The organism is Pseudomonas sp. S49 (assembly GCF_009866785.1).
Taxonomy (GTDB): domain Bacteria; phylum Pseudomonadota; class Gammaproteobacteria; order Pseudomonadales; family Pseudomonadaceae; genus Aquipseudomonas.
On the sequence record NZ_CP019432.1, the window covers coordinates 4843673 to 4857714 of the forward strand.

Annotated in this window: 10 protein-coding genes; 6 read left to right on the forward strand and 4 right to left on the reverse strand. The window is 58.4% G+C overall.

Going from position 1 to position 14042, the window contains the following annotated elements; genetic code table 11:
* Positions 1-3: 3 nt before the first annotated feature.
* Entirely contained in the window at positions 4-4815 is a 4812-nt protein-coding gene (locus tag PspS49_RS21245) for an NEL-type E3 ubiquitin ligase domain-containing protein (protein ID WP_160041363.1), read from the reverse strand.
* A gap of 340 nt (positions 4816-5155) precedes the next feature.
* On the opposite strand from PspS49_RS21245, the gene PspS49_RS21250 reads away from it, so the two are divergent.
* The 5 genes from PspS49_RS21250 to PspS49_RS21270 all read left to right on the forward strand — a co-directional run bounded on the left by PspS49_RS21250 (position 5156) and on the right by PspS49_RS21270 (position 12001).
* Positions 5156-6640, forward strand: coding sequence for a DUF6543 domain-containing protein (locus tag PspS49_RS21250; protein WP_160041365.1), 1485 nt, complete (start codon positions 5156-5158; stop codon positions 6638-6640).
* A gap of 109 nt (positions 6641-6749) precedes the next feature.
* A complete protein-coding gene (locus tag PspS49_RS21255; RefSeq protein ID WP_160041367.1) occupies positions 6750-8522 on the forward strand; it encodes an N-acetylglutaminylglutamine amidotransferase in 1773 nt (590 codons plus the stop codon).
* A 3-nt stretch (positions 8523-8525) separates the two neighbouring features.
* On the forward strand, positions 8526-10271 hold the full coding sequence (gene ngg / locus PspS49_RS21260; RefSeq protein ID WP_160041369.1) for an N-acetylglutaminylglutamine synthetase: 1746 nt from the start codon (positions 8526-8528) through the stop codon (positions 10269-10271).
* Positions 10272-10412: 141 nt separating this feature from the next.
* The gene (locus PspS49_RS21265; protein ID WP_160041371.1) at positions 10413-11603 is read left to right on the forward strand and encodes an osmoprotectant NAGGN system M42 family peptidase; all 1191 of its coding nucleotides are present in this window, start codon (positions 10413-10415) and stop codon (positions 11601-11603) included.
* A 170-nt stretch (positions 11604-11773) separates the two neighbouring features.
* Complete coding sequence (locus PspS49_RS21270) at positions 11774-12001, forward strand: YheU family protein (protein ID WP_003199186.1); 228 nt, start codon at positions 11774-11776, stop codon at positions 11999-12001.
* A gap of 6 nt (positions 12002-12007) precedes the next feature.
* Here the strand turns inward: PspS49_RS21270 and csrA are convergent, their stop codons facing one another.
* From csrA to PspS49_RS21285, 3 genes are all read right to left on the reverse strand, one after another.
* Positions 12008-12193, reverse strand: coding sequence for a carbon storage regulator CsrA (gene csrA / locus PspS49_RS21275; protein ID WP_007908359.1), 186 nt, complete (start codon positions 12191-12193; stop codon positions 12008-12010).
* A 137-nt stretch (positions 12194-12330) separates the two neighbouring features.
* A complete protein-coding gene (locus tag PspS49_RS21280) occupies positions 12331-12663 on the reverse strand; it encodes a YnfA family protein (RefSeq protein ID WP_008088571.1) in 333 nt (110 codons plus the stop codon).
* 63 nt (positions 12664-12726) lie between these two features.
* Positions 12727-13542: an SDR family oxidoreductase gene (locus tag PspS49_RS21285; protein WP_160041373.1), complete on the reverse strand. Its 816-nt coding sequence runs from the start codon at positions 13540-13542 to the stop codon at positions 12727-12729.
* Positions 13543-13865: 323 nt separating this feature from the next.
* Between PspS49_RS21285 and PspS49_RS21290 the strand changes: the two genes are divergently transcribed.
* Positions 13866-14024: a DUF3309 family protein gene (locus PspS49_RS21290; protein ID WP_169432680.1), complete on the forward strand. Its 159-nt coding sequence runs from the start codon at positions 13866-13868 to the stop codon at positions 14022-14024.
* Positions 14025-14042: the final 18 nt, after the last annotated feature.

The following is a 14042-nucleotide window of genomic DNA, read 5'->3' on the forward strand; positions in this document are numbered from 1 at the left end:
TGCTCATACGTCGCTCAGGGTGCAAAGACCCAGGTCCGCAGTGCGCAGCGCATCGGTGGTCAGAAGCGTCACCACATCGTCTATGGCGCTTTGCCGTTCGGCCTTGATGACTTCCGCCTGGCTCAAATAGTCGGCATCGGACAACTCGTCCTGCTGCGCGTCCAAAGCACTCATGCGCGGCGCATACACATCATCGAGAGGGGAAAATTTTCGCGCAAATGTGCGTTGCAGGTAGGCTCTCCAGAATGACCGTTCACTCATGAACTTCAGCCATTTTGGCGAGAGTTCCGCTGTGGCAACCTGGTGTTTCGCCACCTCCAGATCGGCTTCGGTTACCCCACCCAGTGTGCCAAAACGCATGTTTTGCGGCTGGCCTGGCAAATCCAGCGCCTTGGCGAGGCCAACACGATAGGCCAGATTCACCTCCAGCGGATCGACCGTCGGGGCCTTGGCGGCATGTTCCTGAGCAATTTCGTTCAGTTGTTCCAAGCGGAACAGACCGCGCCCCAGTTCGAGCAGCGGCTTGGCGCTGTTGATCCGGCCACCCGCGCCCCGGGTCACGCGATCGACTTCCACAGCGACCTCCAGATAACTGAAATTGATCGCCGCCGTGTCGGTGCAATTGATCGGGTTGGCGGCCGCGCTCAGTACCTGATCACACAGCGCGCTATCGGACTCGGCTGCCTCGAGCACGGCCCAGACCCGCCGCTGCATGTCCTTGCTGACCTTCTCCGAATCGGCGGTATCGCCCAGTTCAGAAAGCAAATGAAACAGGCCCTCGGCGCGTGAGTCATCCTTGAATGCGTTCCAGATCCGTTCACGCCTGGCCCAAACCTCACCGGTCTCCTCAGAAAGCCAAAGCGAGCGTGCCTGTTGCTCGTCGAGTCGCGGCATGTCGTTTTCCAGATAGCCCATGCCGACGCCGAAATTGTCGCGATAATTCTCAAGGTGTGTTTTGCTCGGCTCGGCCAGAGGATTGAGGCCCAGGTCCAGCGCCTGGCTGAAACGTCGCGGAGTCTTGAACAGCCAATCAGGCAGGCTTTTTATGGCATTGCTGCGCAAGTCCACCCAATCCAGATACAGCAGACGCGCAAGCCCCTTGGGCATTTCCGTGAGGCCAGTGTCTTGCAGCAACAGACGGCGCAGATTGAACATCTGACTGACATCCGGTGTGGCACCCAGCGGATTTCTGTTGAGGTTCAGATGGTGCAGCGATCGCAAACCGTTGAGTTTTGTCAGCGTCTGCCCGGTCAACTGGAGCTTGTTCTGCGCCAGACTCAAGTGGGTCAGATCAGGCATATGCGACAGCACTTCAGGAAAACGAGTCATGGCATTCTGGTCGAGTTCCAGCGACTCGAGTTTTGTGAATGACTTGAGGAAGTACGCCACATCATCGTCCAGCGCCATGTCCTTCATGGACAATTGCTGGAGGTGGTCAAAACTGATCCCCGGTGGCAGCGTCGGCAACTTGCCGACGCGCATGCCATCAAGACGCAAGACACCGACCGATTTTCCATTTTCATTGTTGACGGAGTAGAACCGACGGAATCCGTTTTCGATCAGCTCGGCCATGGTCTTGCGACTGTGCCGTACGTCCGCCAGATCCCCTCCCAGCGTACTCATGGCGGCGGTATCCTCGCTCCAGAGAAACAGCGCTTCACGCAGGCTCTGCAGATCCCGGCGCAAGTCATTGACCCGTGTCGCACGGGTCAACAGGTCTTCTCCCAGACTGTCAATGAATTCACTGGCCTGCGCTTCACTCAGACGCGGATAGAGCTTGCGGACTTTGCGCATCAGCGCAGGCGGATGCTTCACCGCCGGCGGATGATCGCCCTGGATACAGGCAGGCTCGACGACCAGTGGTTCGGATTGGCCGCGGATCAGCGTGCGTGCCGCGGCCTCACGCTCATCCAGTGCAGTGTTGAGCAACTGTTTGCGCAGCCGTGCCGTGTCAGCCGGCACCGGCTCGGGAAATCCGGCGGCTAGTCGTTGGCGTGGCGGCAGTGCCTTGAGGATGGCGGCGTACAGGGCGTCAGGGCCGGAAGCAACCGTGCCGAGGCTTTTGCCATCGCCGCCAAACGCTTCATAGCCCTCGACGGTTTTCACCAGCGAGCATGTATCGGCGGAAGTCGCCGACGCGTCGCCAATGGCTTGCAGAATCGGCCCGCTGAGCGTCTTGTCGCGTAGCTCCAGACGCAGGGAATCCCAACCGCTCAGACGGGGCAGCAACTGAATCGCCAGACTGTCGGTGTCGGCATTGGCAAGCCGCGGCCAATGAAACCCCGCCAGTGCGCGATCCAGACGCACCTGATCGATCCCCTCCCTGACTTGCTGCCCGAGCCGCAGCGGCACTCGCCCGGTCGAGCGCAGATGCAGGCGCTGCGCACTCGGCGCGCGATCGATGAGCGCTTTCGCATAGCGTGCCGGGATGTCGGCAAACACCTGGCGCAACTTCACAACATCACCAACGTCACTCTGATCGACGCGCTGATACATACGCTCGAAAGCTGCGCGATGATCTGCCTTGAGCGCCGCGCCCAGTTTCTTTGCCAGGATCGGTTCTTCGGCGCTTTTCGCGACTTTGCTGCCCAGCAAGGCGTCGACCTCTTTCTGGTACAGGCCATCAAGCACGGTTTGCAACAACTGCCCGCGCGCCAGTTGCTGTTCGCTGACTACCACACCCAGCGACTCATCGAGGGTCTTGGTCAGGGGATAGGTCGCCGTCACGCTGCCTTCGGCGTCGGTCACCTCGATGTAGCGGTCGGTCGGCCAGCCGGGCATTTTCGGCAAGGCCTGCAACTGCTCTTCGACAGGCTGGCCGGAATGGGTTTCGCCACTCTGCAGTTCGAGGGTCAATTGCCGCAACTGGCGCACGATACGCGCGCGCTCCACGGTTTCACGCAAGCGTACAGGCAAGCTCAGATTGTCGGTAAAGGCCTGTTGCAAGCCTTCGTGCGGGGTGTCGCTGAGGCGGCGCATCATGTCCAGATCGGTATCGACGAATTCGCTCAACTGCGGATCGATACGCTTGAGCGTGTACGCCGAGCTACCCCATTGTTGCGGTTCTTCGGCGGGCAGCCGCCAGCCACCTTCAACGTGCCGGACAAGCTCTGGAACATAAGCCTGCGCACGCTCGGCATGTTCCAGACGCCAGACTTTCGCGGCGGAATCATAAGGCCCGGCGAAGAATCGATGATCGACGCGGGCCATGGTTTTCGCGCCGATCTGATAAAACTCCGTGGAGCTCGGGGCGACCGTCAAACCCGCCGGAAGGAAATGCTCATAGCGTGAGAGTTCAGGTTTCCACAGTCGCGGCTTGCCGGCACTATTGAGAATGGCGCTGAATTCACCGAAGAACTCCGGGTGTGAGCGCAGCAGTTTTTTGCCAAGCGCGCCCAAGGTTTTTTGCCCGCCGGCAAAGACGCCCATCAGCGCGATATTTTCCGCCACGCTCAACAGGTGCGACAGCGCTTGCTGATGATCGCCATGACGCCAGTCTTCGACACCTTCATAAACCTCACCGAGCAACTGCCCGACTGCAACGCCCATCATCAACTGGCCAAGCACGGGCACGACGAAGCCGGCCACGGAGACGATGGTCACACCCAACTGAAGAAAATCCAGCAGGCGCTTCTGGCGCACTTCCTCATCAATATCGGCGGTCGGCACGGCCAGCTTGCGCGCATCGAGTTGCAACTTGCCGACGTGGCTTTGCACCATGAATTCAAAGAGCGCCACAGTAATCGGCAACTGCTTGATGTGGCCCAGCTCAGCGCTGTCAGCGACGGATTTGAAAAAGTCGGCCTTGTCGTCTTCATCAATGCTGTTGGCGAAATAATCCTTGTAACTTTTTACCTTCAACTGCTGCGTCAGGTACTGCTTGAACGCGGTAAAACTGCTGTATTCATACAGCGGTCGCTCGGGCTCACCCGCCATGTACACCAAGCACCACTCATCGGGGTACAACTCCACCGAACGGGCAGAAAACACCACCACGCCCCAGACGCAACTGTCGAAAATCTCAATGCCTTGCATGATCAGCGTTCGATTGCCATAGCGCAGTGTTTGCGCTGACACCCCGCCATCGAAGTCGATCAGCTTCTGCAGCATTTGCTGACCCGCCAAGGTGATATGGCTTTTAAGCGCGGCCTGGTGCAGGTCGAATTGCAACAGCAGCTTTTTCATCTTCGCGATATCAGCGGTCATGGTGCTGGTGGCGATCACCTTGTCATCGCTGTCGCGCAAGCCGAACACCTGCTGGAAATGCTCCTGATAGCGCTTGCCCAAATCCAGCTCTCGGCAAAAAGCGGCAAACGTGGCCGGGGTCAGCCCGGTGACCCCGTCTGGGGCACTGTGCACTCGAATAAAACTGCCTTGCGGAAAGCTCTCAGCGGCCTCGTCTTCGCTGAAGTTCTGCATCGCCGCTTGCAACAGCGTCGGGGTAGCGTGCGGGAACGTCTGAATACCGTTCTCGTCGGTTGAGGTCGCAGGGCAACCGCAATCAACGCCCGGCAGACTCAGAAAGTCTTTCTCGACATCAAAGACTACCGACCATTTGCGACTCAAGGCATCGCTCAGTTCATTGATGCAGAACGTCTGCAAGGACTTCAATGCGAGCAGATCCGCCGCCACGGTCGCCTGAATCTGGTGCAGATCACGGCTTGTCTGATCAAGGGCTGACAAGTCGGCCACCGTCGCTTTCAATAAATGCGCCGGCAGGCTTTTTTGCAGAGTCCGGGCGGTATCGAGATCCTCTGTGGCATCGAGCAATGTGCTGAGGATTGTTTTTTGTGGAAGCTTTACTTTGGTTGACATCGGCAATAGTCCTTTATTGCGAAATGGAAGTTTTAACATATCGAAATCGAGGAATGACCAACCCCCCAAACCTCATGTTCCTGCACGCATAAAACCACAGCAACTCGCACCAACAACATAGATATCTACCACCATTTTTCCGGCAACTTCAGGGTGCCCAGAGTGCCATCTCCCCTGCAAATACCGCAGACACACTCAGACCTTTCCGTGGCGATAGATATGTATATCTTTCAATCAAAATACCGCTGACTTCATGGCTCAAGCGATCAACTAAACACGTTATTCTTTTTTGTTTCGACGGCCTAGGATCAAGTCCCTTCTTCAACACGAGACTTCCAACATGATTATCCAGACGCAACAACAAGCAAGCGTTTTGACCCATGAAGCCACGCTGAAAAAACTGCTCAATGAAATGGGCGACCGGGACAAGGCAACCGTCGTTGCCCAATTCATCAGCGACGGATTGCTCAAAGCCGACCCGGTCAGGCTGGGCGAATTCCGTGCATTACTCGATGAGGCGCTGCCCTACCAGAACTACATTGATCAATTGCTGGGCAACCTGGAAACGCTGGAGGATTTCTGCATGCGAAAGCTGCGACAGGCGTTGCAGCAACAGTATGGAGGGCGGTTCAGTGTCAACGACAGCATCAAGCTCAAACCCGCGACAGCCGTGGACGATGGCTCCCACACCTACACCTTGCTGCAGGCAGCGATGCTGAATTTCACGGAACAGGAAGCGGCTGCCGGTTACTTCTCGGACGACAGCAAGACCTTACCCAAAGTCGACGAAGAAGCGCCCGACGGCTCACCGCCTACTCAGATAACCGCACAAGCGTTTGCGCTGTTGAGTCGCCAGCTTGATCTCGGGGGCGAATACCGGAAACACATTTCCAGAACGTTCAGAGTCTCAAGTCTCGAATTGATCAGCCTGCGCATGCATAAAACAAACATGAAGCTCGCCGCCTACGAAAAATATTTCAGCAAAGCGAACTTCCCTCTTTATCGGCTTGTCACCCTGTTGAACCTCGCCAAAGGCAACGAAGATATTGTTTATGGTGACCTGTTCAACAACGCCAGAATCAAGCTGTATTCGATACAGCTATTTGGCAAATACATGACAGATGCCGTATTGATAACCTGTCGCCAGACCGATCACTCGACGAAAGACAGCTACTACGTATACATCCCCAATGATGCCGGCGACAGCTTTTACCAGGACGACAGTGAAGACCAGTGCAGGTATCGCCTGGCCGTCAACTTCGTTGCAAGTAAACAACTGCAAGAGCTGTTCATTTCGCAATTGACCCACCGCGAACAAAGTGAATTCCGGACATTGAACCTGCAAAGCATTTCGTTCGTAGAAAACATCGCGTTCATCCCGCTGGAGACAGGCCTGTACAAACATCTTTTCGATCGCCATCTCGACAAGTTGACAGCAGATACCGGGAAGCTCGCGGTGGCGGTTGCCAATGTCGACGAGGCCGCCTACGCCAATCGCCGGGAGAGTCAGGCGTCACTTATAGGCGCAGCCCATCTCAACAGCCCGAATGAGGACTTCAACAGGCGCTTGCGTGTTTATGCCACGGATGAATTGCTGGCCCTCGTTTTCGCCAGCCTCGATCGTTGGACCGCCATCGAAAAACACGACGCGCTGTCTCGACTGGTGGATCTGAAAAAACGCTTGGCCACAACAGACTCCGCTAAGCCCGGCGCACCCATGAACAGCGAAATGGCGGACGACTACTTCGGGCAGTTCGAGGTGCAGAAACATTTGCGCGAACAACCCGGCGCTCTGCTGCACAAGCTGGAACCTGTTGCCTTATAACTTATCGTTCTAAAACTCCACTTACCGGGGCGGGTCAGTTTCTGAGTACCCGCCCTTCTGGCGAGGTACGGCTTGACCCCTCCCCAACGGAAAAACCGGTAAGGATTTTATGTGCGGATTAGCTGGCGAGTTACGTTTTGATCAACAACCTGCAGACCTTGCAGCGATCGAGAGAATCACCCATCACCTGGCCCCTCGCGGCCCCGACGCGTGGGGCTTCCATGCCCAAGGGCCGATTGCCCTGGGTCATCGGCGCCTGAAAATCATGGACCTGTCGGACGGCTCTGCGCAGCCGATGATCGACAGCCAACTCGGCCTGTCTCTGGCCTTCAACGGTGCGATCTACAACTTCCCGGAACTGCGCGCCGAGCTTGAAGCGCTGGGTTATGCCTTCTATTCCGGTGGCGACACCGAAGTGCTGCTCAAGGGCTATCACGCCTGGGGCGAAGCGTTGCTGCCGAAGCTCAATGGCATGTTCGCGTTTGCCATTTGGGAACGCGACGCCAAACGCCTGTTCATCGCCCGCGACCGTCTCGGCGTGAAGCCGTTGTACCTGTCGCGCACCGGCCAGCGCCTGCGCTTTGCCTCGGCATTGCCGGCACTGCTCAAGGGCGGCGACATCAACCCGATCCTCGACCCGGTGGCGCTCAATCACTACCTGAATTTCCACGCGGTGGTCCCGGCGCCGCGCACCTTGCTGGCCGGCATCGAAAAACTGCCGCCCGCTACATGGATGCGCGTTGAAGCCGATGGCCGCACCGAGCAGAAAACCTGGTGGACCCTGCCTTACGGCCCACACGACGACGAGAAAAACCTGACCCTGGAAGACTGGGTCGACCGCGTGCTCGACAGCACCCGCGAAGCGGTGGCGATTCGTCAACGTGCGGCCGTGGATGTCGGCGTGCTGCTGTCCGGCGGTGTCGATTCGAGCATGTTGGTCGGTCTGTTGCGTGAAGTCGGCGTCGAGAACCTGTCGACCTTTTCCATCGGTTTCCAGGATGCCGGCGGTGAGCGTGGTGATGAATTCCAGTATTCCGATCTGATCGCCAAACACTACGGCACGCAGCACCATCAGTTGCGCATCGACGAGAAAGAAATCATCGAGCAATTGCCCGCCGCGTTCCGCGCAATGAGCGAACCGATGGTCAGCCATGACTGCATCGCTTTCTATCTGCTGTCGCGTGAAGTGGCCAAACATTGCAAGGTGGTACAGAGCGGCCAGGGCGCCGATGAACTGTTCGCCGGTTACCACTGGTATCCGCAAGTCGACGGCGCGGCCGATCCTTACACGGCTTACCGCAACGCATTTTTCGACCGCAGCTATGACGACTACGCCGCCACTGTGCAGCCGAAATGGCTGACCGCGAACGATGCCGCAGGCGACTTCGTCAAGGAACATTTCGCCCAGCCCGGCGCCGAGGCCGCAGTGGACAAAGCCCTGCGTCTGGACAGCACGGTGATGCTGGTCGACGACCCGGTCAAACGCGTCGACAACATGACCATGGCCTGGGGCCTGGAGGCGCGTACGCCGTTTCTCGACTATCGACTGGTCGAACTCTCGGCCCGCGTACCGGGCAAATTCAAGCTGCCGGATGGCGGCAAACAGGTCTTGAAAGAAGCCGCGCGCCGGGTCATTCCAAGTGAAGTGATCGACCGCAAAAAAGGCTACTTCCCGGTCCCGGGCCTCAAGCATTTGCAGGGCGATACGCTGAACTGGGTACGCGAACTGCTGCTCGATCCGAGTCAGGATCGTGGCCTGTTCAACCCGGCCATGCTCGACAAACTGCTGACTGATCCGCAAGGCCAACTGACGCCGTTGCGCGGTTCGAAACTGTGGCAACTGGCAGCCCTGAACCTGTGGCTCAGTGAACAAGGAATCTGATCGATGAAACCCCACGCCACGGCCATCAACCAACGGCTGCTACGCGGTCAGACGCCGTCCTATGAACGCCTGCAGGCACGTCTGGCCGAAGATGGCAGCACGCTGGCCGCCGAGCCGATCGCCGTACATTGCGGCTGGGGCCGGTTGCTGATCGGCCACACCTTTCCCGATCCGGCATCGCTGGCGCAGGAACTGCTCAAAGAGCAGCCCGGCGAACGCGATATCGCTTTGTACGTTGCAGCACCGCAGCAAATTCTCGGACTTGAGCCGACGCAACTGTTTCTCGACCCGTCCGATACGTTGCGTCTGTGGTTCAGCGATTACCGGCAGGCCACCCGAGTGTTTCGCGGCTTCCGTATTCGTCGGGCGCAAAGTGAGGCGGACTGGCAGGCGATCAATCAGTTGTATCAGGCGCGCGGCATGTTGCCGATCGATGCCACCCTGCTCACTCCGCATCATCAGGGCGGCCCGGTGTACTGGCTGGCCGAGGATGAGGACAGCGGCGCGGTGATCGGCAGCGTCATGGGCCTGAACCATCAAAAGGCTTTCAACGACCCGGAAAACGGCAGCAGCCTGTGGTGCCTGGCGGTGGATCCGCAGTGCTCACGACCGGGTGTCGGCGAAGTGCTGGTGCGGCACCTGATCGAACACTTCATGAGTCGTGGTTTGAGTTATCTCGACCTGTCGGTGTTGCACGACAATCGTCAGGCGAAAAACCTCTACGCCAAGCTCGGTTTCCGCAACCTGTCGACCTTCGCCATCAAACGCAAAAACGGCATCAACCAGCCGCTGTTTCTCGGCCCTGGGCCGGAGGCGCAGTTCAATCCGTATGCGCGGATCATTGTTGAAGAAGCGCATCGTCGCGGCATCGATGTGCAGGTGGATGACGCCGATGCCGGACTGTTCACCCTCAGCCATGGCGGCCGTCGCGTGCGTTGCCGCGAATCGCTGAGCGACCTGACCAGCGCGATCAGCATGAGCCTGTGTCAGGACAAAAGCCTGACGCACAAAGTGCTGAAAGGTGCCGGGTTGAATCTGCCCTCGCAGCAACTGGCGGGCAATGCCGACGATAACCTGGCCTTTCTCGATGAGCATCAACGGGTGGTGGTCAAGCCGCTCGACGGTGAACAGGGCCAAGGCGTGGCGGTGGATTTGCAGAGCATCGAAGAGGTGCAGCAAGCCATCGAAACGGCGAAGCAATTTGATAGCCGCGTACTGCTGGAAAGCTTCCATGAAGGGCTTGATCTGCGGATTCTGGTGATTGGCTTTGAAGTGGTGGCAGCAGCGATTCGCAAACCCGCGGAAGTGGTCGGCGATGGCCAGCATTCGGTGGGCGCGTTGATCGAGGCGCAGAGTCGTCGTCGGCAGGCGGCCACCAGCGGCGAAAGCAAGATTCCGCTGGACCACGAGACCCAGCGCACCCTGCACGCGGCGGGCTATGACTACAGCAGCATTCTGCCGGCGGGCGAGCATCTGTTTGTCCGCCGTACGGCAAATCTGCACACCGGCGGCACGCTGGAGGATGTCACGGCGATTCTGCATCCGACGCTGGTTGATGCCGCCGTGCGCGCGGCGCGGGCGCTGGATATTCCGATGGTTGGCCTCGACTTGATGGTGCCAGCGGCGGATCAACCGGAGTACGTGTTTATCGAGGCCAACGAACGCGCCGGTCTGGCCAACCATGAGCCGCAGCCGACGGCGGAACGCTTTGTCGATTTGTTGTTTCCGCACAGTCAGCCGGCTATTTAACCCTTTCCTGATCGTTCCCACGCTCTGCGTGGGAACGCCTCACCGGACGCTCTGCGTCCACTCTTTGGACGCAGAGCGTCCCCGGCTGCATTCCCACGCAGAGCGTGGGAACGATCAGTGCTCAACCCATCAGGAGTTTCCATGACCACGCAAATCCCCGAACCGGATCTGAACTATCTGCAAAAAGTCCTCCTGGAAATGCTCGCCATTCCCAGCCCCACCGGGTTCACCGACACCATCGTGCGTTACGTCGCCGAGCGTCTGGAAGAACTCGGCATTCCGTTTGAAATGACCCGGCGCGGCACTATTCGCGCCACGCTCAAAGGCAAAAAGAACAGCCCCGATCGTGCCGTCTCGGCGCACCTCGATACCATCGGCGCTGCCGTCCGCGCGATCAAAGACAACGGTCGCCTGACCCTCGCCCCGGTCGGCTGCTGGTCGAGCCGTTTTGCCGAGGGTAGCCGCGTCAGCCTGTTTACCGACAACGGTGTGATTCGCGGCAGTGTCCTGCCGCTGATGGCGTCCGGGCATGCGTTCAATACCGCCGTGGATGAGATGCCGATCAGTTGGGATCACGTTGAACTGCGTCTGGACGCTTACTGTGCGACCAAGGCTGACTGCGACTCACTGGGCATCAGCATCGGTGACGTGGTTGCCTTCGATCCGCTGCCGGAGTTCACCGAAAGCGGCCACATCAGCGCCCGTCACCTGGATGACAAGGCCGGTGTCGCCGCGCTGTTGGCATCGCTTAAAGCCATTGTCGACAGCGGTCAGGAACTGATGATCGACTGCCATCCTCTGTTCACCATCACCGAGGAAACCGGCAGCGGCGCGGCGGCGGCATTGCCGTGGGACGTCAGCGAATTTGTCGGCATCGACATCGCTCCGGTCGCCCCGGGGCAGCATTCCAGCGAACACGCGGTGAGTGTGGCGATGCAGGATTCCGGCGGGCCGTATGACTATCATCTGTCGCGGCACTTGCTGAAACTGGCCAGCGAGAACGAGTTGCCGGTGCGCCGCGACCTGTTCCGCTATTACTTCAGCGATGCGCATTCGGCGGTGACGGCCGGCCACGACATCCGCACTGCCCTGCTCGCGTTTGGCTGTGACGCGACCCATGGTTATGAGCGTACGCACATCGACAGTCTGGCGGCGCTCAGTCGTTTGCTCGGCGCTTATATTCTGAGCCCGCCGGTGTTTGCCAGCGATGCGGCGCCGGCCAATGCTTCGCTGGATCGCTTCAGTCATCAGATCGAACATGACACGCAGATGGAGAGCGATACGCGGGTGCCGTCGGTGGACAGTCTGGTGGGGCAGCGTAACGATAGTTAGATCATCGTTGTTTGGAATACCGCTATCGCGAGCAGGCGAAGGCCTACCTTTGGAATGCGTTTCCCTGTAGGAGTGAGCCTGCTCGCGATGAAGTCGGTACAGGCAACACAAAACTGGCAGGCAACCCGCAATCGCCGTAGCATCCCGACACTGATTTGACCGAGGTGCCCATGCTCATTCCCCACGACCAACTTGAAGTCGACACCCTCACCCGCCTCATCGAGGATTTCGTCACCCGCGACGGCACCGACAATGGCGATGACACGCCGCTGGAAACCCGTGTGCTGCGCGTACGCCAGGCACTGACCAAAGGCCAGGCGCTGATCGTCTTCGACCCGGAAAGCGAGCAGTGCCAATTGATGCTCAAGCACGATGTGCCCAAGCATCTGTTCGACTGAAAATCCTCAGCGGAGCTTTTCGGTGGCCTGCTTGCGCTTGATCCGGTCATAGACCTCTGCGCGATGCACATTGACCTTTTGTGGCGCTTCGACGCCGAAGCGCACGCTGGAACCGTTCACCGACAGCACGCGCAGGGAAATGTCGTCACCGATTGAAATCAACTCACCAACGACACGGCTGAGTACAAGCATGAGATTCGTCCTTCAGGGTTAGCGAACCCTGAAGATGCGCGGCTTGAGGCGGCTCTACAATGCGCGGCAGGCAAATCAGTTTTGCCTTACAGCCCCCCTTACACCGAGACGTAAGACGTTTCCCACAAACGCCCCATTCAGGCAGCGGAAAACCGTGGCCCGAACAGAATCACGCTGGCGCCGATGACGCACAACGCCACGCCGATCCAGTCCGAACCCAATGGACGCACGCGCTCCACCACCATCAGCCATCCGATCGAAGCAACGATGTAAATCCCGCCGTAAGCGGCATAGGCACGACCGGCGTAGTTGGCTTCGACACGGGTCAGCAACAGCGCGAACAAGGTCAGACTGAGCAGCGCAGGAATCACCCACAAGGCACTCTTGCCTTGGCGCAGCCACATGAAGAAGGCGAAACAACCGGCGATTTCAAACAGCGCCGCGAGGAAAAACCACAAGTAATTGAGCATTGACGCGTCTCGACAGGGTGACCATTGCGGCCACCCTAACGACGCCGCCGGCAACGGGCAAGGTCAGCCGTTGTTCTGCTTGGCCTTGGCGCGCATTTTTTCCGCCATGGAGGTCATTTCGTTATAGAGCAGTTGCGGGTTCTTCTGCTTGATCGCCCAGGCCATCCGGCCCTGCTCGTGGGGCAGAATCATGAATTCGCCAGCCGCCACTTGCTGATAGATGTAGTCGGCGATGTCCGCCGCCGTAATCGGCGAACTTTCCAGCAACTTGCCGACCTGCGCTTTCATCGCCGGGGTCGGGCCACGGAACGAGTCGAGCAAGTTGGTCTGGAAGAACGACGGGCAAACCACGTGCACGCCGACTTCCTGCTGCGCCAGTTCGATCAGCAGGCTTTCCGAGAGTGCAACCACGCCGGCCTTGGCCACGTTGTAGTTGCTCATCGCCGGCCCCTGCATCAGTGCGGCCATGGAGGCGATGTTGATGATCTTGCCTTTGCTTTGTTCGAGCAGCGGCAGGAACGCCTTGCAACCCTTGACCACGCCCATCAGGTTGATCGCGATCTGCCAGTCCCAGTCTTCCAGCGACAGCTCGCTGAAGAAACCGCCCGACGCAACACCGGCGTTATTGACGATGATGTCGATGCCACCGAACTTCTCTTCGCAGGCCTGAGCGAACGCGGTGAGCTGGCTGTAATCACGCACATCGCAGCGCTGAACAAAACCGTCACCGCCCGCCTCGCGGACCATTTTCAAGGTTTCCTGCAGGCCGGGTTCGCTGACGTCGGACAAGGCCAGTTGCCAGCCTTCACGCGCCCAGCGCAGCGCGATTTCGCGACCCAGGCCCGAGCCCGCACCAGTGATCATCATGCGATTTTGCATAGCACACAGCCTTGTTGTTCCGGGGAAGATGCGCCGAGTGTAGCGAAGGATCGGCGCGTGCCCACGCTCCATCAAGTTGCTGAATGCAAGATCAAAAGATCGCAGCCTTCGGCAGCTCCTACTTGGATTCGTGTAGGAGCTGTCGAGTGAAACGAGGCTGCGATCTTTTCGCTGTAAAGGAAATAAACGAGCAATCCAAATACATTAAAAAAACATTGAATTTTCTTTCATGCGCGCCAGTCGGAACTTGTAAGCCGGCTGGAATTACTTAGTCTCCAGTCGCCCCCTGAACACAAGACTTCTCGAACGCTATCAACAAGGAAATCGACATGGGCACAATTCTAATCATTATCCTGATCCTGTTGCTGATCGGTGGTCTGCCGGTCTTCCCGCACTCCAGAAGTTGGGGTTATGGTCCTTCAGGCATTATCGGCGTGGTGTTGGTGGTGCTGTTGGTCCTGCTGTTACTCGGTCGGATATAACGCTTCAAGCGCAAAAAA